Origin of the sequence: Bythopirellula polymerisocia, assembly GCF_007860015.1 — a bacterium.
GTDB classification, from domain to species: Bacteria; Planctomycetota; Planctomycetia; order Pirellulales; family Lacipirellulaceae; genus Bythopirellula; species Bythopirellula polymerisocia.
In genome coordinates, this window is sequence record NZ_SJPS01000004.1 from 629,551 (window position 1) to 650,129 (window position 20,579).

At 53.9% G+C, this 20,579-nt stretch carries 12 protein-coding genes and 1 tRNA gene; 12 read left to right on the top strand and 1 reads right to left on the bottom strand.

Annotated elements, in window-relative coordinates; translation table 11 throughout:
• Nucleotides 1–63 precede the first annotated feature (63 nt).
• Nucleotides 64–137: transfer RNA gene (locus Pla144_RS15395), tRNA-Val, on the top strand.
• Here Pla144_RS15395 and Pla144_RS15400 read toward each other — a convergent pair.
• On the bottom strand, nt 138–485 hold the full coding sequence (locus Pla144_RS15400) for a hypothetical protein (protein WP_146451559.1): 348 nt from the start codon (nt 483–485) through the stop codon (nt 138–140). It lies immediately after the preceding tRNA gene.
• Between the two features lie 480 nt (nt 486–965).
• Here Pla144_RS15400 and Pla144_RS15405 point away from each other — a divergent pair, with 480 nt between their 5' ends.
• The 11 genes from Pla144_RS15405 (at nt 966) to Pla144_RS15455 (ending at nt 20,576) form a co-directional block, all read left to right on the top strand.
• Nucleotides 966–1,988: an AAA family ATPase gene (locus Pla144_RS15405; protein WP_146451560.1), complete on the top strand. Its 1,023-nt coding sequence runs from the start codon at nt 966–968 to the stop codon at nt 1,986–1,988.
• 59 nt (nt 1,989–2,047) lie between these two features.
• The gene (locus tag Pla144_RS15410) at nt 2,048–2,959 is read left to right on the top strand and encodes a DUF58 domain-containing protein (RefSeq protein WP_146451561.1); all 912 of its coding nucleotides are present in this window, start codon (nt 2,048–2,050) and stop codon (nt 2,957–2,959) included.
• Complete coding sequence (locus Pla144_RS15415) at nt 2,956–4,965, top strand: BatA domain-containing protein (RefSeq protein WP_146451562.1); 2,010 nt, start codon at nt 2,956–2,958, stop codon at nt 4,963–4,965. The genes Pla144_RS15410 and Pla144_RS15415 overlap by 4 nt, the downstream gene beginning before the upstream one ends.
• Nucleotides 4,962–7,157 (top strand): hypothetical protein, encoded by a 2,196-nt coding sequence (locus Pla144_RS15420; protein WP_146451563.1) that lies wholly within the window; start codon nt 4,962–4,964, stop codon nt 7,155–7,157. Before Pla144_RS15415 ends, Pla144_RS15420 begins: the two co-directional genes overlap by 4 nt.
• A 79-nt stretch (nt 7,158–7,236) precedes the next feature.
• Nucleotides 7,237–10,500, top strand: a complete 3,264-nt coding sequence (locus Pla144_RS15425) for a hypothetical protein (RefSeq protein WP_146451564.1) — start codon at nt 7,237–7,239, stop codon at nt 10,498–10,500.
• Nucleotides 10,497–11,345, top strand: a complete 849-nt coding sequence (locus tag Pla144_RS15430; protein ID WP_146451565.1) for a hypothetical protein — start codon at nt 10,497–10,499, stop codon at nt 11,343–11,345. Before Pla144_RS15425 ends, Pla144_RS15430 begins: the two co-directional genes overlap by 4 nt.
• Entirely contained in the window at nt 11,342–12,112 is a 771-nt protein-coding gene (locus Pla144_RS15435) for a hypothetical protein (protein ID WP_146451566.1), read from the top strand. Before Pla144_RS15430 ends, Pla144_RS15435 begins: the two co-directional genes overlap by 4 nt.
• A 30-nt stretch (nt 12,113–12,142) precedes the next feature.
• Nucleotides 12,143–13,165: a squalene--hopene cyclase gene (locus Pla144_RS15440; RefSeq protein ID WP_146451706.1), complete on the top strand. Its 1,023-nt coding sequence runs from the start codon at nt 12,143–12,145 to the stop codon at nt 13,163–13,165.
• A 19-nt stretch (nt 13,166–13,184) separates the two neighbouring features.
• Nucleotides 13,185–16,124, top strand: coding sequence for a TlpA family protein disulfide reductase (locus tag Pla144_RS15445; RefSeq protein ID WP_146451567.1), 2,940 nt, complete (start codon nt 13,185–13,187; stop codon nt 16,122–16,124).
• A 1,115-nt stretch (nt 16,125–17,239) separates the two neighbouring features.
• Complete coding sequence (locus Pla144_RS15450; RefSeq protein WP_146451568.1) at nt 17,240–18,148, top strand: LamG-like jellyroll fold domain-containing protein; 909 nt, start codon at nt 17,240–17,242, stop codon at nt 18,146–18,148.
• Nucleotides 18,149–18,278: 130 nt separating this feature from the next.
• Nucleotides 18,279–20,576 carry a metallophosphoesterase gene (locus tag Pla144_RS15455; RefSeq protein ID WP_146451569.1) on the top strand — a complete coding sequence of 766 codons (2,298 nt, stop codon included), beginning with the start codon at nt 18,279–18,281 and terminating at the stop codon, nt 20,574–20,576.
• Nucleotides 20,577–20,579: the final 3 nt, after the last annotated feature.

Below are 20,579 nucleotides of genomic sequence, written 5' to 3' on the forward strand. Positions count from 1 at the left end.
CAGGCCCTAGACAACCCCCCACCGCAAAAGATACCATCGATGGGTTGCCAAATGATAGGTCAAGGGCGATTAGCTCAGTTGGTTAGAGCGCCACGCTTACAACGTGGATGTCGGGGGTTCGAGTCCCTCATCGCCCACTAATGCAAAATAATTAGTATAAAAAAAGGGGGGTAAACAGCGGTAATAGCAGAAGCGGAAGTTTCGCCTTCCCCCTCAATTCCACCCGTTACCGCTGGTTTCTGCTTGCACTGTTCTGTGGCCTTGGCAAAGTCGGCATCGGTCACTCGCCAATTATGCTCTTTGGCGATCCGTTCAGAGTAACCACTCCACTCGGCGGCGACGTGGGCAGGATATTCAGAAGCAAATTCAGTCGCCCAGCTTGCACTCAGATTCTGGAATAGCTTCGGCCAAGGTGTCAGCCCAGCTCGCTTGATGATCTTTATCAGTCTGTCGCGATGATTGGCATTCCGATGACGTGCTATCACGTACTGCTCCCCTCATTAGCTGGATCGAAGTAAGCCAAATCGAGATTCTCTCGCAATTCGGGGTACATTGGAATCACTCGCGTTTCTTTCTCTTCGTGGTGGGCCGTCTTCACTCACCGTACTGTGATGCGTTCGTTGTCCCAGTCCAACACCGACCAAATCAAAGCAAGCGTCTCCAAGCGGCAGCGTAAGCCCGAACTGGACTCCTCGAAGAACCGCTTGAGCTTCTCTCTTGATATATTTTCCGAATAATGAGCACTACCAGGCTCCCCTCCATAGGACCTGCCGAATGCTCTTCAGACTCTTCCAGTTAGCGACAGAACGGGACCATAGTTCAACCTTTTTGAGAAAAAGAGTCCGCTAAACTTGAGCACAATAATCTGTTGAAATGCATTGATTTTGCCAATTCGACACACAATACTTAACTTGCCCCGGCGAATACCCTGTGGCTAGCTCATCGCGGAAACAGAGGAGATTAATATGTCGCAAGCGGAGATTTTACAGACTGGCGAGACTCTGGAGGATCGTGATGTTCAAGCAATTGATCAATTGCGGGAGCTTTACTCTCGGTTGAGGAAAGAGTTGGGCCGAGTGATCGTCGGCCAGCATGGCGTGATCGAACAGATGGCAATCTGCCTCTTTGCCCGAGGACATGCACTCTTGATGGGAGTGCCGGGACTGGCCAAGACGCTGCTGGTGAGCAAGCTGGCCGAAACGATGTCCTTGGATTTTAGCCGCATTCAATTTACACCTGACTTGATGCCAATGGACATCACTGGCACGGACATCCTCCAAGATCAACAGGGCGGCCGCCGCGAATTCGAGTTTGTGCATGGACCCATCTTTGCCAATATTGTCTTAGCGGATGAAATTAATCGCGCCCCGCCAAAGACGCAGGCCGCACTCCTGGAGGCGATGCAAGAGCGGCGGGTAACAGTCATCGGGAAGCAATTCATTTTGCCCCCGCCATTTCTAGTTTTGGCGACGCAGAATCCTGTCGAACAAGAAGGAACATATCCATTGCCGGAAGCGCAGTTGGACCGATTCATGTTCCTGATCGAATTGGACTACCCCTCAGAGTCTGAAGAAATTGAAATCGCACGTACGACCACAGGCGAGGAGCTTCCTGAGTTGAATCATCTACTGCACGCTGAAGAGGTAATCGCTCATCAGCAACTTGTTCGTCGGATTCCTGCGCCTGATCACATTTACTCTTATGCAGCCCAGTTAGTTCGCAAGACGCGCCCATCGGATCCCTCTGCTCCCGAATGGCTCAAGCCGCTAGTAGCATGGGGTGCCGGTCCACGTGCTGTGCAGAACCTAATCCTAGCTGGGCGCGCTCGCGCAGCGCTGCTTGGCAGTTATATGGTAAGGCTGGAAGATGTACAGGAAGTTGCACTTCCGGTTCTTACACATCGATTGATCACGACCTTTGCTGCACAAGCCGAGGGGGTTGGGCCTAAAGACATCATCGCTAGGTTGCTTTCCGAGTCTGTTGAGTAGAGTCGGATGTCGACTGTCACCTCGAGGGCAGTTTTTGATGATTTGGCCCTGGAATTTATATGAGTTCCGAACACAAAATCCGCAGCTTTTTGGAACCCGCCGTGTTGTCTCGACTGGGGAGTGTTCCCTTCCTGGCTAGGCGGCCCATGTTAGGGAAAGTGTCAGGACGCCACGCAAGCCCTCACCGAGGCGCGAGTGTCGAGTTTGCTGAGTATCGCAAATATGTCCCAGGAGACGATCTACGGCGTCTCGACTGGCGAGCCTATGGTCGCAGTGACCGGCACTATGTGAAAGAGTTCGAAGCTGACACCAATCTGCGGTGTTGCTTGGTGGTCGACACAAGCGGCTCGATGGGATTCGGCTCGACTGGTGTCAGTAAACTGGCCTATGCCAAGAAATTAGCTGGAGCGCTGGCATATCTGGCAGTCCAGCAAGGAGACGCTGCAGGTTTGGCTTGTGTGGCAAAAGGCGTGGTGAGATCATTGCCACCTCGCCGCAATCCGGCCCACTTGGCAGAGCTATTTGACCAAATTGAGCAAGTCGAATCAGCGGGGCCCACGCAGTTGGTCGGCACGCTTCACGAACTGGCCGAGACGACCGCTCAAAGAGCCCTTTTCATCGTAATCTCCGACCTGTTCGTCGATCCGAAAGAATTGAAGGAGTGCTTTGAACACTTTCGTTTTCGCAAACACGATCTGACCTTGTTTCATTTGCTCGACCCCCAAGAACTTCAGTTTTCCTTCCAACGGCCGATGCGATTTCTCGATATGGAGGGAGGCACCGCTGTCTTTGCAGAGCCCAATGAGATTGCCGACCGCTACCATACTGCCTTGGGCCGTTACTTGGAACTGGTAAAGCAAGTCTCCATCGAAACGGCGGTTGACTATCACCGAGTAAGTATGGCAGATGACTACGAGCGAACCCTGACGCATTTTCTGGTTGGTCGCACTCGCAGTGGAGGAGTGCGATGAGCTTTCTCGAACCGTGGATGCTGGCCGCGCTCCCCTTGGCGGCCTTGCCGATCCTGATTCACTTGATCAACCAGCGCCGTTTCCAAACGCTTGACTGGGGAGCGATGCGGTTCCTGCTCGAAGCCAATCGCATGTCCCGCGGTTACGCTCGCATTCGTCAATGGCTGATTCTGGCCCTACGAACTCTGGCAATCGTGGGGTTGGTGCTGGCGGTAAGTCGTCCGCTGGCGAGTGGTCGGTTGGGTCTGGCTGCCGGAGGTCGAGCCGACACCACGATTATTCTCGTGGATCGATCTCCCAGCATGCAACAGCGCGGTAAGCAGGTCGCCAGTTCAAAGCTCCAGCGCGGAGTGGATCAAATTGCAAGTGCCTTGGAATCGGTCGGCTCTTCGCGTTGGGTACTGATCGATAGCGTGAGCCTCACTCCTCAGGAATTGGAAGCCCCCAAACGTTTACGAACAGCCCCACAAACAGGCTCGGCGAGCGCCGCCGCAGATTTGCCAGCACTATTGCGCGCCGCCCATGACTACATGCAAGCAAACCATGCTGGCCAGACCGAGATTTGGATCTGCTCAGATCTCCGCGCAAACGATTGGGACGCCGAAGGGGGCGAGTGGAGCATCCTGCGTGACAGTTTTCAGGAATTCCCCCAAGGAGTGCGGTTCCATCTGCTAGCCTACCCTGAGGCCGCCCCCGCAAATTTGGCTCTACGAGTGACCAAAGTCGAGCGACAAAAGACCCGTCAGGGAAGCGAGGTGCTCCTTTCGCTGACCATCACACGTAGCGGGGATGACAACACGATTCGTGTGCCCGTCCAGTTTGAAATCGACGGTGCTCGGAGCGAGCTGAGCGTCGAACTATCCGGATTGGAGAGCACGGTTGAAAACCACCCCTTGCCGCTCACTTCCGAGAGAGTCCAAGGTTGGGGCATTGTCTCACTTCCCGCCGATGCCAACCCGGCAGATAACCAGTTTTACTTTGTATACTCCGATCCCCCCATCCGACGCACAGCAATCGTTGCTGAAAATCCGGCGCTTGTTCGCCCTTTGCAATTGGCAGCTTCCATCGCGGCAGCGCCGGGGGTCGAGAGCGAAGCAGTCGTGCTGGGACCCGACCAAATAGCCACTTTGCCTTGGGAAGAAAATTCCCTGGTGCTGTGGCAAGCCCCTCTCCCTTCCGGCAGGATCGCGGCTGCTTTGCAATCATTCGTTGAACATGGTGGATCAGTGGTTTTCTTCCCGCCTGCCAATCCAACCGATGCGAATTTGTTTGACGTCGAATGGCAGGCATGGACAGAACCAGCCGAACCGTTAGCGGTCGCCAATTGGCGAGGTGATCAGGACTTGCTCTCCCGCACACTCGACGGGGCGGCACTTCCCGTTGGCGAATTGGCAATTTACCGCTATTGCACACCGAAAGGTGAAACAACACCGCTGGCCACGTTTCCCGATGGCGCTCCCTTGTGGGCACGCCGCGATATTGGCAGCGGAGCCGCCTACTTTTGTGCTACCACCGTCTTGCCTGGAGACTCGACCTTAGCATCGGACGGCATAGTGCTATATGCCGCCGTCCAAAGAGCGATCGCAGGAGGTGCTGAGCGACTCGTCGCTACGCAGCAGCGCGTGGCTGGTGTTGGCTCAATGGATACGAGCAAGTGGCAGAAACTAGCTGGTGATTCCGAAGCCCTCTCCACCGAAGCCGCGTTCCAGGCGGGGGTCTATTCATTGGACGAACGCTTGGTCGCCGTCAATCGCAGTACATCTGAAGATGCCGCGGCAGTGCTCGCCGACGAACGAGTGGATGGCCTGTTCGAGGGGCTTGAGTACGACCGCGTCGCCGACCGTGTCGATTCCTTGGCAGGATTAACTCGTGAAATCTGGCGGCTGTTTCTCATCGGGATGATCGTAGCTCTGGTCGGGGAAGCCGCGCTCTGTCTCCCCAAGCGACGACCGGCAACAGCGAATTTAGCCTCGAGTGATCTGGCAAAGGGGCGGGCAGTGGCATGAACAGCACCGGCCATTTCACCCTAATGTGGACTCCTTGGAGTATCGCCTTCACGCTCTTGGCTTTCATGGCGACTGCCGTGATCGGTGTCATCTCCTGGCGCAGAAGTGGCATGAGACCTTCTATCGCAACCTTGGAATTCTTGCGACTGGCAATCGTGCTTTTCGCCGGACTTCTCTTGAATCAACCCGAATGGATCGAGGAGTTTGTGCCCACAGACAAACCAGCGATTGTGGTCTTGTGGGACGACTCGGCTAGTATGGAGACTCGCGACGTACTTGACGAGCAAGATAACGGCACGCCCATTACACGCCGTACTGCAGTTGCCCCGCTCGTGAGCCAGTCGGCCTGGTCGCAGCTCAGCGAGCGGTATGAGGTGGTGATTCTCCCTTTTGCGTCCCCGAAGTCGGGTCTTGGCACAAATTTGTATCAACCCATTGTCGATGCGATCGACCAGTCCGCGCGACTTGCGGGGGTAGTGCTCGCTTCCGACGGAGATTGGAACGAGGGTCCACCCCCGGTGGACGCGGCCACTCGTATGCGAATGAAAGAGATTCCCCTGATGACCCTCACGGTGGGTTCGCGGGAGCGGCTTCCTGATGTGGAACTGGTGAGTCTCGATGCACCTACGTTTGGCGTAGCTGGTAAGAGCGTGCGTATTCCATTCACCATTGACAGTTCGCTCCCCCGTGAGCAACTTGCCACGGTGATACTCAAAACTGGCGATGGGGACGAAATCACCAAAGAAGTTCGCATCGCTGCCAATGGTCGCACCACAGATGCGGTGATCTGGAAGCCAAATGAAATTGGCGACACAACGGTGTCTCTCGAGATTCCTCGCCAGCCGAACGAAGTACTCCCGGACAACAATCAACTCACGGCACCGATCTCGATTCGTGAGGAAAAGCTCCGGGTCTTGATCATCGAGTCGTATCCTCGATGGGAATATCGCTACCTGCGAAACGCCCTTTCGCGCGATTCGGGTGTCGATGTTTCGTGCCTGCTGTTCCATCCGGGGCTGAGCAAACCCGGCGGTGGAAACAAAGACTACATCAAGGAATTCCCCACCGGACTCGACGAACTGGCAAAGTACGATGTGGTCTTCTTGGGGGACGTCGGCTGCGAAGAGGGACAGCTTACTGATGAGCAGTGCCGACTGCTGCGTGGACTGGTCGAGCAACAGGCGAGCGGGTTAGTGTTTATGCCGGGTTGGCAAGGACGGCAGTTTACATTGCTGGATACTCGACTCAAGGACCTCTACCCTGTCGTCTTGGATGATTCGCAGCCCGGCGGTTGGGGATCGCGACTTCCCAATCAGTTTGAACTCACCGAATCAGGACGCCGCAGTTTGTTGACACGATTAGCCGACGTGCAACAGGATAACGCAGAAGTGTGGGACGCGCTGCCGGGGTTTCAGTGGTATGCCCCAGTACTACGGGCCAAGGCGGGGAGCGAGGTGCTCTGTGTCCATCGGGATGCCTCGAACCAATACGGAAGACTCCCTCTGCTAGTGACTCAAACTTTCGGCACGGGCAAAGTCCTCTTCATGGGGACCGATGGTGCCTGGCGTTGGCGTAAGGGAGTGGAAGACAAGTACCACTACCGCTTCTGGGGTCAGGTGGTGCGCTGGATGGCCTATCAGCGCAACATGGCCGAAGGGGAAACAATGCGGCTCTATTATTCCCCGGACCAGCCGCCTCTCCGGCATACGATTACCTTCAACGCCAACGTAATGGACACGTCCGGTGAACCGCTCTCACAGGGAACCGTGTCAGCCCGCATTTCTGCCCCCTCGGGAAAATCGCATACGGTGCGATTCACTTCCCGTAGTGACGAGTGGGGAGCCTTCACGGCTCAATTTACCACCGCAGAGCCGGGAACACACCGTCTCGTGCTCTCCTGCCAGGAAACTGGTGCGGTCTTTGAAACCACGTTTTTTGTCCAAGGAGCCGCCATCGAGCCTGTAGGCCGACCGGCATTGCCAGAGGTAATGGCCGAGCTTGCCCGTGTCACTGGAGGCCAGTCACTCACGAAGGTCGATCCGAGTGAAATCATCGAGTATTTTGCCACTTTGCCGGAACCCCCGCCCGCCGTTCGTCGCCTACAAATCTGGCGACATCCGTTGACTCTGGGGACGATGGTTTGCCTGCTGGGGGCATTTTGGATAGCTCGCAAAGCCGTGGGGCTGGTATAACTATAAGGGCGCTAACGTTCTGATCGGACCACACTTTACAAACAGGGTTCTTTTTAGGATTCACATTTGGGGGACGAACATGAGCCGTATCGAAAGCAATAATCGAGTGGGGATGCCTCGTTCTCTAGAAACCCAACTGCTGGCTTTCCGCCGCCATGTATGGACCAGCAAAATGCTCGAAGCAGGGGGCATTGCACTAAGCGCATTGCTGGGTGCGTATCTTTGCGTGTTTCTCTTAGACCGCATGTTCGATGTGCCTGCGCCTATACGAGCTCTACTGACACTCTTGGCAGCGGTCGGCTGTGGGTTTATCCCGTTCTACCTACATCGTTGGGTCTGGCTACGTCGCAGAAACGATCAATTGGCTCGCCTACTGGCCCGCAAGTTGCCGACCTTGGGGGATCAGTTACTGGGGGTCATCGAACTGGCAGACAACACTGCCGAGCAGCAGCGCTCACCGGCACTCTGCCTTGCCGCCATCCAGCAAGGCGCCCAAACTGCTGGGGAACGCGACCTCTCGGTTGGCGCTCCTCCAGCTAGGCTCAAGTTTTGGGGTGCACTCGCTGCAAGTGGTGCGGCAGGGGCACTCCTGCTCGCTCTTCTGTTTCCGGCTGCGGCTGGAAATGCCTGGCACCGATTTCTCGTGCCTTGGAAAACGGTCCCCCGCTATACGTTCACCAATGTTGAGCCTCAACCAAGCACGCTGATTGTCGCCCACGGCGAGCCGTTCTCTGTCGCATGGCAACTACGTGACGAAACAAAGTGGAGGCCGGCCGAGGCTAGCTTTCAATTCGGCTCACAGCCTCCTGTGACCAGCACGCGCACTGACTCGGCTTACACCTGGACAGGACCTCCATTGATTCAACCAGGAACCTTGCTAGTCAAAATCGGCGATTGGTCGCAAACAGTGCGCATCGAGCCAAAGCTGCGGCCTGAACTGACTGCACTGACTGCCGAAGTGAAACTGCCTGACTATCTCAAGCAAAAAACCCCGCTCGAGCGGGATGTTCGTGGGGGAACGCTCTCCGTTGTCGAGGGGAGCCACGCATCGGTCTCAGCCACTGCGAATCGTCCGTTGGCCGCCGCCGTCATCGAGGGGGGAAAGGGGACTTTCTCTGGCGGAAATGTAAGCATCGAGCCGTTTGAAGTTTCGTCGCTGCAGGAGATACACATCAGTTGGCAAGACGAACATGGACTGAAGGGCAAAGAGCCGTTCTCGCTGAAGATTACTCCGGAAGAAGATCAACCTCCCAACGTCATGGGCGAAAACCTGCCCCGCCGCAAGGTCGTACTCGACAGCGAACAATTGGCGTTTCAAGCGATTGCCCGCGATGACTTTGGCGTTCGCGAAGTAGGCATGGAATGGGAGGGGCTGTTCGATGATTACCCCGGCGGCCCGGCCCATGGCGAGAGGCTAATCGCACCGGGTGACCCGAGTGAGCGAGCGCTGGATGCCGCGGGTACCTTTACGGCCAAGTCGCTGGGGATTCCCCCGCAGCCAATCAGCTTACGTCTCTTTGCGACCGACTATTTTCCAAATCGTGAGCGCGTTTATTCTCCGCCGTACGTCTTGTTCGTACTCAACGCCGAAGATCACGCGATCTGGATCACCGAGCAGCTTTCGCGGTGGCACCGTCAGTCGCTTGAAGTCCGCGACCGCGAAATGCGGTTGTACGAAACCAACAAACAACTCCGCGAGCTACCGATCGCAGAACTCGATCTTCCCGAGAACCGGCGTCAGATCGAAAAGCAGGCCTCAGCGGAACGGGCCAACGGTCGTCGCTTGACAGGGCTGGCCAAGAGCGGCATGGATCTACTGAAGCAGGCGGCCCGTAACCCCGAGATCGGCGTCGGCCATCTCGATCGTTGGGCCGAGATGCTTACGATCCTTGAGGATATTGCGGCCAACCGTATGCCTTCTGTGGCAGATTTGCTCGGCGATGCCGCCAAGTCTCAGATCGCATCGACGGCTGTCTCCGGACCGAGCAGTCCCCAAGCCGGCATCTCCCGCACAGCGGGGGGTGGACCCTCCGGCGAACAGAAACCGTCGGACAAGAAAACAGCCGCCGTTCCGCGCGTGACCGACATGGAGTCTTCCCAGCATCCCGCTAACGACAAAGAACAAACTGCCGGGGGCAAGAAGAAACCTTCCTCCCCATCGTTGCGACTACCAGTCACAACCCTGCTGGGCAAAGGAGATGGCAAGAAACCCTCCGATGCTCCGGCCAACGAGCAAGTCGACGAGGCAGTCCGCCAGCAGCGTGATCTGCTCGCTGAGTTCGAAAAAGTGGCCAATGAACTCAACACGGTCCTCGCCAATCTGGAAGGGAGTACGTTGGTGAAACGTCTCAAGGCCGCCTCGCGCGAGCAATACAAAATCGCAGGGGGCATTAGCGACGAGATTGAAGAGGGTTTTGGTGTACCCCAAACCTCCTTGACAGCTCCGGTGAAAAAAAGCCTCACCAATCTGGCGACAAAGGAAGACGAGAGCGGCTTCAAAGTCTCGCTCATCATGGACGACTTGCAAGCCTACTTTGAACGCCGCCGCATGGTCCGTTTCAAGACAGTGCTGGACGACATGCGCGAGGAGGACGTACTGGGAAATCTCCGTCGGCTGGCCGACGAAATCCCTGCCGAACGGGGCATGTCCATCGCACAGTGTGAATATTGGTCGGATGTGATGGATCGCTGGGCCGAAGATTTGGTCGATCCCGCTTGCTCAGGCGCCTGCCCCGGCTCTCGCTCCAAGGGGAGCTTGCCGCCCTCCATTGTCTTGGAAGTGCTGAAGATTCTTGAAGGGGAAGTAAATCTCCGTGAAGAAACTCGCGTTGCTGAACAAGCAAGACCGGGATTGGAAGCGGAGCCCTACAAAATCGAGGCCGAACGACTTTCCGCCACACAGCAGGATCTCGGTGAGCGGATTTTGCTGGTCAACGAACGGATTCGGGAACTCCCCGACGGCGAAGCGGAATTCGCCAAGGAACTCGCCCTCTTGAGTCGTGTCAACGAAGTCATGGTCGAGGCGACGGGAATTCTCTCGAAACCCGATACGGGGTCGGAAGCGATTGCTGCTGAAACCGAGGCGATCGAGTTACTACTCCAATCGAAGAGAATCAATCCCAACGGCGGAGGTGGCGGGGGAGCCAACCCCGGCGGAGGGGGCGGAGGGGACACCAAAGACAACGCCCTTGCTTTGCTGGGAGCCGGGCTGAACGAGAAAGAAGTCCGCGAGGATCGTGCCCCTGCCCAAGCTGTGGGCGATTCGGGCAAGTCTTTGCCGGAAGAATTCCGCGCGGGACTGGATCGATACTTTAGCGAACTAGAGAACGGAGCGGGAGGATGAGAAGACTCACTTTCGTGACGTTCTTAGCGCTAGTGATAGCGTCTGCGAGTAAGGCACAACAATTTGATGTCTTTATTCAAGGTCAGGCGCCAGCGGACATGGCCGACGAGGACGTCCGCTTTCACATGTGGCGGAGCAAAATGGAACCTGTCGTACGGGCCGAATTCTCGCTCGCCAATCGGGTTTGCGATTTGAAAGCTGATCAGCGAAAAAAGATGGCCGCCGCCTTGGGTTCTCTTCTGGACTCCGAGTCAGAAAAAGCCGCTCAAATAAAGCCTCCCAAAAACGTACCAAATGTACGTGGCGGTCGAGTAGTGATGGCCCAAGCTCAGCAGGGAGGTATAAAACGTGATGCACTGATCGTGCAGGTCCAGCACGTGATTGAGCCCATGCTCGACGATAAACAGCAACTCTCATATCAACAGGAATTGCTCTCACGGAGCAATTTCCGCCGAGAAACAATTGTTGACAATATCGTTTCAACACTTGATAAACGTTTGGTGCTTTCAAGCGAACAGGCTGTAGCAGTTCGCGAGGCACTACTCTCTGATGATTGGGTTGATAAATCCCCCCCTCCATTGCATGCTTTTCTGCAAAGCGCCCAATATATCCCCCAAATTCCCGACAAGTGTGTGATGCCTCATCTGAGTAAGTCCCAACTCACTATCTACAAAGGCATACAAAAAGTTAGCTGGGGACAAAACGACTGGGAAGACAACTTCGGCTTTGGCCAGGCACTCAAGCCGATAGACGATGTTGAGTTGCCTCCCGCTGTCGAGCAAATACCCGCAAAGGAAGAAAAACAACCGGACGAAACCGGCGAGGAAGAACCAGACTCCCCATGACTGCACATCTGCTAATAGTCTGTGTATTTCAGTTGGCACTTGCCTGGATCGTTGCGCCAGCCCCTGCGCTAGCGCAAGAATTCAAAATGACCGAGGAGCAGTTCAATTCCTGGCTGACCAACGGCAGGGAAAACCCTAAAGATCGACTTCAAGCGCAACTGCAAGTGGAGTTATCGCTGGTAGATCTCTCCTGCGAACTGGAACCCAAGCAGAAAGAAAAGCTCACACTCGCCGCAGAGCGAGATATTGCTCGCTTTGAAGACCAGGTCGGTCAGATTCGAGAGGAAGTCGTTGGTAAAACGTTAGACCAGAATAAGATCGGAGAGGTCTATCAGAGGATTCAACCGCTCAATCAGCAGCTTCAAAATGGATTCTTCGGCCCCACTTCTTTATTTGCAAAAGTCCTGCCTCGAGCATTGACTGCTGCCCAACAGGAAACCATCGCACAACTGAAATCCGAGCAATACCACCGCCGCTACGAAGCGATTCTCAGACTATATGTCGTAGGTCTGGAAAAATCTCTCCCCATGACGGAAGCCCAGCGACAGGGGCTGCTAAGAATATTGATTGAATCGACTCGTCCTCCCTCTGCATTTGGACAATACGACTGGTACTACACAGCCAGCCAAGTATCGCAGGTACCACAAGATATATTTGAACCATTGTTTGACAAAGCACAGCTTGAGGTCATTCAGCAAGCCCGTCAACAAGGTGAGGGCTGGATCGACTGGGTCGAGAATCAAGGAATCACTCCCGTAGAGGAATAGCTGCCGATGAATTTACGACTATACTTGGCAATGGTTTCTTGGTGCGCTCCTCTCGTTGCAATCGCAACGGCTCTAGGGCAATTTCCCACGGAACAATTTGGCGAAGTAGTTCCCCGTGATATTCGTGAAATGTACGACCGGGGTTTGGTGTACCTGGCCGGGTCCCAATCCGAGACGGGAACTTGGACCGGAGGGCAGAGTGGTCCCGGTATCGACGGTATGTGCGTGATGACTTTCCTTGCTAGTGGCGAGGACCCCAATTTCGGTCAGTACAGCGGAAACGTCCGCAAGGCACTCCGCTCCATGATTCAAGCCCAGAACGCTCAGACCGGCTACTTTGGCAACAGTATGTACCACCACGGATTTGCCATGCTTGCGATGGCAGAAGCGTACGGGACAGTCGACGATCGACAACTCTGGCCGGCCGAGCAAGGTTCTCAGCGACGCTCGATTGGCGCATCCTTGGAACTCGCCGTCCGGGCCGCGATAACCTCCCAAAAGAAAAACTCCTACGGTGGTTGGCGCTATTCGCCCGATTCCGATGATGCCGATACCTCGGTCTCGGGAGCAGTGTTGGTTGGTCTCCTGGCAGCGCGCAACGCGGGGATCGAAGTTCCCGACGAATCTATCGACCGGGCAATCTCCTACTACAAGTCGATGACCTCCGATTCAGGTCAGGTCGCCTACGCAGGAGGCATGGGAGGTTTCGACGAATCGATCGCGAGGATCTCGATCGGCAACCTGGTTTACGCCATAGCGCGCCGCAAAGAATTGCCACAATACAAAGCTACACTCAGTTACTTGACCGAGCGAATCGAACAGACAGGCCAGGATCACTATCGAGAGTACGCCCGCTACTACCAGGCCCAAGCCCTCTTCCAGGGTGATGTTGAAGCATGGGAAAAATGGAACAAGCTGCTCGTACGCCAACTCAAAGAGACCCAAAAAAGCGACGGGAGTTTTCCCGGACAATTTGGAACGGCTGCTGACACAGCGATGTCCCTATTAGCACTTGCGCTCAACTATCGCTTCCTCCCCATCTACGAGCGATGACTTTTTTGGGAATCTAGGAATGAAGAACTATTCGCACTCGCCTGTTTGCAAATTGCTCATCGCCGCAACATGGCTGATGGGGTTCAACTCCTTATGCACTGCTTCCACTGGCGAGCATTCACCGCAACTCCAATTGGCTAATGGTGATTTTCTTGCCGGAATGCTTCTCGACTCGAGCGCAAGTGACGTACTCGTCTGGCAATCGACGGCGTTCACCGAGGCGTTTCCATTTCCTGCAGTCGTTGTAGCCGCTGCCCATTTTCCGGGGGCAACCACACCGGCCGAAGTGTCAGGTGATTTTGCTGCCGAGTTAGTGGGGGGGAACCTGGTCATTGGCAAAATGTTGGACATCACATCGGAAGAACTCGTGATCGACTCGTCATCGTTAGGCAAGTGCCGTATCGCAAAAAACCGCATTCGGAGATTGGTGCGTTGGGGTGAGGGTTCCGGGATCACGTATCTGGGTCCGCATGGCCTAGAGGGTTGGACTCCGAAGACTGGCCAATGGGAAGAGGTTACAGGCCATCTGGTCACTAACAAACGCGGCACGGTATTGCTGTCCGAGTGCAAAATCCCCGCGCAAGCGTGCTTGGAAGTAGAGATTTCCTGGCAGAGCAAGCCCGATTTTCAGCTGGCGATCGGTGTGGGGGAAAATCTTGCACTAGAGTCCTTCCAAAACTTGGTAGAGGGTTTCAATAATTTTGCGTTTCGTGGTGGTCAACGACGAAAACCCAAGCCCGAACCCACATCGTTTCCATTGTTGGAATTTGAAACCTACAACTCCAAGTTGCGAATGGTTGCCGAGCGAAAAAAAGAAGCTGACATTGCTCCCGTAGCCGACTTCAACGAAGGGGCCGGCCGAGTGCAGCTTCAGGTCTATGTCGATTCCAAAAAGGGGAACTTTGCTGCGTATGATAGGGAAGGCAAATTCCTTGGCGAGGTCCACGTCTTCCCAGAAACGGACTCCAGGGTCCGTGAAGGAATCTCTCTCACAAATCGAACCGGCGACGTACGGCTCGAACGACTCGTCGTACGCAACTGGAATGGCCTGGAGCCTCCACACGTAGAGACGGACCAAGAATACGTCCAAACATTGGATGGCTCATTAGCTGTCGTCGATTCAATGCGCTTCGACGCGGACCTTGCGGAATTTGTCGTCGAAGCAAAAAAAGTTGAACCAGTCAATGGGCGAGCATCTGATGAGGAAGCAACCAACCTCCAACCGAAGGAGCCAAAGCAGAAACCCCTGCGAATTCCCTCAGCGAATGTGGTCGAAATCTCATTCCCGTCAAAAGGCAAACTTTCGGGTCGCCCGCTTTCGTTTTTGCTCACGAGCGGTGAACGTCTCACAGCTTCTTTAGGATCTATTGCGGATGGAAAGGTGACTCTCATCTGTCCTGGCTTTGAATCTCCCGTCATCTTGGAGTTAGCAAATATCAGATCCATCGTGGGACCTGCCCAGACTCCCGCCACAGCTGAGTCGGAACAACCGATCGGCCGATTGGAATCCGACGGTATCTCTTGCCATGGCGTTGTGACCAGCGTCACAACGATTGACCAGACACCAACTCTTTCGTTTCGCCCCAAATTGAGCGAGACAAGTGTTCCCTTATTGCCCAAGCTTTCAGCAAAAATCGTCTACCGTGATCCGCCAGTGAAATCACCAAAGCCAATGGTCAGAAGAGAAAATGTCCAAAAGCGGAAGAATCTAGCAGAACAATTGATGGATGTTTTTACCGGTAAATCGAACTTGCCTGCCGTGCAAGCTAGCAATCGTCGAAACGAAGACCAGCTGCTCTGGCTTCGCGAGGGGGATCGAATCCCATGTCACTTGGATAGGCTTGACGAAGAGGGCATCGTCTTCCATACGTCGTTGGTCGAGGCGACTTCCTTGCCGCACAAGCATCTCAAAGTGTGGGAAAAGCGTGTTGGCCATCCTGCCCCGCGAATCGATGCTGCAAAGCAGGAACGGCTATTAACCTTGCCTCGGATGCAGCGTAGCAATCCTCCGCTGCACCTGATCGAGTCGGTCCAAGGGGATTTGCTCCGCGCGAGACTACTCTCAATGGACGATAAAAATGCGATCGCCGAAGTCCGTCTCAACACTAAGACGCTGGCCAGCAGTAGAATTCGACGTATTATTTGGCTGCATCCAGAGTCAAGCCCAACAGCAGATGAGAGCACCACAAGCAATACTGAGCCTTACTTTGGGGCTGAGGCATTTCCCACTGGAAGCGTTCAGGCGATCTGCAGAGATGGTGTACGTCTTACCTATCTTCCTAAGCAGGTAGCTGACTCTGTGCTTAGCGGAACTAGCAGATTACTTGGAGATTGCCGTGTCAAATTAGGTGAAGTCGATCACCTACTATTGGGTGCAGCAATTGCCGACTCTGCGGAAGAACTTCCCTTCCAAGACTGGAAACTTTCACCCGCCACCGATCCCCTGTTCGTGCAAGAAGATGGCCAACCAGGTGATCCTATGAACCCAGGTGCCCAATCCCCCCTGATTGGACTGGAAGCTCCAGATTTCCATCTCAAAACTCTCAGCGGAGATGTATTTCGCCTCGGCGACCGCCGTGGCCACCTCGTCGTTCTTGATTTCTGGGCCAGTTGGTGTGGTCCCTGTGTGCAAGGGATGCCACTCATCGAAAATGCTGTCAGGCAGTTTGTGCCAGAGCAAGTTGAATTGATCGCAGTGAATCTTCAGGAGGACGCACAGACCATTGAAGCAGCTCTCGAACGCATGCAAATCTCTCCCCAAGTCTTGCTTGACATCGATGGAGCAGCAGCTGGCAAGTATGCCGTGACCGCAATCCCCCAAACTGTAGTGATAAACGCTGAAGGGAAAATAGCCGCTGTATTTATTGGCGGGGGACGTGCGGCTGCAGCGGAGATGCAAAACGTTCTACAGCAATTGCTGGGTGATGAACCCCTAGAGAACGATAAACCTGCCGGGTAAAATCTTATTTGTAGTGGTTTACGATTTTTAACGAAGTTCATTCCGTTCGCAAAGTTGCTTGCGATTCATGCATTCCTCTGCTCGTCGTGATGTGGTGTGCAAAATTGGTTGCTTTCTTGAACCTATGAACTATTAGTGCTCCTGCTTAATGACAAGCCCGGGCTTTAATCCGAGTGCGACCCAGGTATTTAACCTAGAGTTGCCTGATTAGTCTGGTAAGGACTCCTAAGGTGAGTTCGGCTCACTCGGCACAGCGTTCGTTCCCGAGCCTGCTTTGCTCGTGATCGCCGGCATAGCTTTTTTAGGGTTGGGCGCTACTGGTCACAGTATGGGTCGAAGCCTAAGATTGCCGCAAAAAGATGCAGTTTCCGATAATTAACCAGCGATGTCGGATTGATAAAGTGGCAAGGTGGCAGTTATTGCAGGAACGCTTCTACCCCGACCCCGAGTAGGTGCGGATTATCGTCTGATACTATCAAAATGGACCTAACATGAGTGAAGTGGGTCCGCATTCGTTTGCAATCGAGCACCACCGAAGGTAGTCAGTTATTACCAGTCACGATTTTCTGGACATTACCCAATCTATCCGTGAGTATTAGCAAACCCTGGCAAACTATGTTAACCGGTCAGCCGATGCCGCGAAAATCCTCCTGAAGCAGGAGATTGCCATCGTGTTGGTCGAATTGCGCCGTAAGGAGGCACGCTCAAGTGTACCTGTATGAAGTGATCTTCCGACTGGCAGCCTGCAGACTTCAGAAGCGTCCAACTGAGTTGGGGGGATGTCAGGTCCAAAGACCCACGATGGATAATGAATGACTATTGAAACCACATAGTTTCTTCTGAACGAACTTGTTAATTTTCACTATATTTAGAAGGAATTATTCAATTGACTGCTGTTTTCTCTTCTAAGACAATGCATAAAGGAGACAGAATCTACTCATCGATTGCAAGCTTGTCAGCTTGATTGCCATTCTGAGGCGTCGACCTCTAAGAGGTGGTAATTGCCATGCACTATATTGAAGCTACCAACGCTCACCCGTGGAGGGGACTTCTTCGTTGAGGAGTCAATTGTTTAAGGTTCGATTTTTCTTTTGCTCTTTTTGGAGGGATGACTAATGAGACGAAATGGTTTGCTTTTCTCTAGCATTTGTGCAGTGTTTTGCTTCGTCGAAAACGTACAAGCCTCTAACCTTGTCAATCTGGATTTCAGTGTTAAGAACACCCCATATACAGTATCAGACTATACCGATCTTAGTGGGAATGGCCATCACGGCGACGAATCTGGCACATGGTGGAACTTCGATGGTGACACCATTGTGAATGCTGACTTATGGGATGATGTCGGTGGCGCTCGCGGTGGAGTATTTGCTCACCGGAGTACCCATGAACAGTTCTATGAAACGCAGGTCCGAGTTGGCAACGCCGAAAACAATCGGGTCATCCTGGACAGTACGCCTTCCATTGCGGCAGGCGCAGGGATAACGTTAGCCTTGTGGGTCAATCCGGAAATCGATCACGTCGAGTATGGCAATATCGTGGGTGGAGATGCCAAGTTTGCTCATTTAATCGCCTTAGGTGGATATGGTGTGGCACCAATCGTTACGATTGAATTGGACGCCAGTAAACGCGTTCATGGCTATATCGAAGGTACTGGCGGAGCCCAGGTGGAAGTAACGGGAGTCGGCTCGGTTCCGGCCAATACCTGGACCCACGTTGCCATTACCTATGACCGTGTCAATGATGTGGCAACCACCTACATCAATGGTTTTCCTGACAATACCATCGGCATTGGTGGTGTTGACGATGGCGCCATTTCCTACAGCAGTAGCAGTCTTGGCGGTGGCTTTTACAATTCTGGCCATCACGATAGCTTTCTTGGCATGATGGACAATGTGATGGTTTTTGACGAGGCATTGTCCCAGTCACAAATTGCTGTATTGGTCCCTGAACCGTCGACCCTACTGCTGTTTGGACTGGCCAGTTTGACAGTTGTTTTCAGACGAAGCAAAACTAGGATCGACTGAGGCAACTCACTCCGAAGTGGTTCTACGAATTCCCCTTTCCTTGGCACTGAGAGGGGGGGACTCTCTCGTAGATTTAAAGCCGCATAGTGGACTGTATCAATACTGACCCGTGCAATACCTGGTGAACAAAATGAAGTCATCTTTCTCTGACAATGCTCGGCATTGGCAAATCGCGCTGGCTTGTATTGTGGCTCTGTTTCAGGTGCTGGGCACTGTCCAAGCTACCTGTGCGGAGGCATTGCCGATACAGCCGGGATCATGGACGTTGGCTGTGTTGCCAGACACACAGGACTACACAGAGTTCAATCTATCGCATTTCACTACCCAGACGCAGTGGCTGGCTGATCATGCTGTTTCTCATAACATTAAGTTTGTGCTCCATGAAGGCGATGTAACTGAGCACAATAATACAACCCAGTGGGATCGGGGGCTTACATCGTTGAATATTCTCAATGGTGTTGTCCCCTACGCGATTGCTCCCGGGAATCATGACTATGGCCCGAGTGGTTTTTCCGCGAATAGAAGCACTTTATTTAACGATCCCGGCTATTTTGGTACAGGATCACCCTATGCCAACCAAGCTACTGTCGGCGGTTTCTTCGAAGCAGGCAAGACCGACAATTCCTACCACACTTTTAACGCGGGAGGACAGGACTGGCTAGTGCTGGCCATGGAATGGGCTCCACGAGACAGCGTGCTGGCTTGGGCCAACCAAGTTGTTGAGGATCATCCGAACCATCAAGCCATGATGGTGACACATGCCTACATGTATTACGACGAAACTCGATACGACTGGGCTACAAAGGGGGCGAGCCAGCAGTGGAATCCTCACTCCTATCCTTTGGAAAACAATCCAGGCGAGACAGTGAACGATGGTCAAGAAATCTGGGACGACCTCGTATCACAGCATGACAACTTCAAATTTACTTTCAGTGGCCACGTCCTCGGCGATGGCACGGGGTTCCTCAGCAGTACGGGCAGCGAAGGTAACGTCGTGCACCAGATGCTAGCGAATTACCAGTTCAAAACCCAGGGCGGAAACGGCGACATGCGACTTCTAGAGTTCCTGCCGGATGGCGAGACGGTCGTAGTGCGAACTTATTCGCCAGTCCTGGATCGCTACGACTCTAAATACGACCAGCAGTTTACACTCAACTTGAATGAGTTACACGAACCCTTAGCGCCACCTATCTATCAGCATGCAGTTGCGGCCAATCTGCTGGTCGGTGGTGCGACAACGAATGGAGACAATTCCGTGGGTCCGGTCACCGTGCCACAGAGTTCTCTTCCCGGTGTTGGTACATTGCAGCTCAATCGGGGCGACTACGAGATTTCCGTAGGCGGAAACGGCTTGGAGTATCCACGAGGCATCTTGCTCGCAACGGTAACGCAGAATCTTCGAGATGGACTGCGAGCATCAGTGGAAGCGGGACGAAACAGCTACAGCGATGGCTTAATGGCATTGTCTCTGATGCAGGCTGGCGCGGCTGGAGGCACCGAAGTAAATTTCAACTCCTCCGTAGCCTGGTTTGATTTCGGCGCTGGCTGGCAAGGTGCCCATGTAAATGCAAATGGCACATTGGCTGCCAACGCGTTTCATGGCGTTGACCAATCCATGCTCACCAAGAATGGTTCTGGAAGATACACCCTCGATCTTGGTGTAGATTCTCAAACGGATGGTCTCTTATTTGCTATTGGCAACAACAACAGCAATATCGTCGTCCAAACGGCACCATTCTCCGATGGGAGCGGATGGGACCTGCGGGTTCAGAATAATGGCACCAACTTCTCTGGCACAGGACTTGATCGCGATTTCAGTTTTCTCTATCTACCATACGACACCGAGGGACTCATTGGCGGGCTCTACGAGGGAGCGAGTGATTCGCACATTTCATCTGCTGGCACCTTCGCCATGACACGACTTTCAGTGGGCCAGTATGAATTGACGATTCCCAATGAGTCTCCCGAAACGGGCATGCTGATACTTACCGTCAGCGATAGTTACTTCAATGGTACTATCACAGCGCCGAACGACAACCTTCTAACTTATGAGCCAACCCTCTCGGGAAGCTTCTTAATTAACTCATTAGACATGCCGGGAATCACGCTGGAAGACTCCAGTTTCTCCTGGGCCTTCATCAGTTTTGACGATCCGATCACTCCCTCGACTTCGAACACCGCCGACTTCAACGGTGACGGAACTGTTGACGGTGCTGATTTTCTGATCTGGCAACGTGGCGTGAATTCCTCAGGCGGATTAGCCAACGGTGATGCAGATAACAGCGGCTACGTGGATGGCGATGACCTGGGCATTTGGCAAACTCAATACGGAACCAAGGGTTTGACGCCTCCGCTGTCAGTGATTCCAGAACCTACGACGCTACTTCTGGTGGTCATAGGATTGCTGATCCCTCACTTTATTCGGTGACAC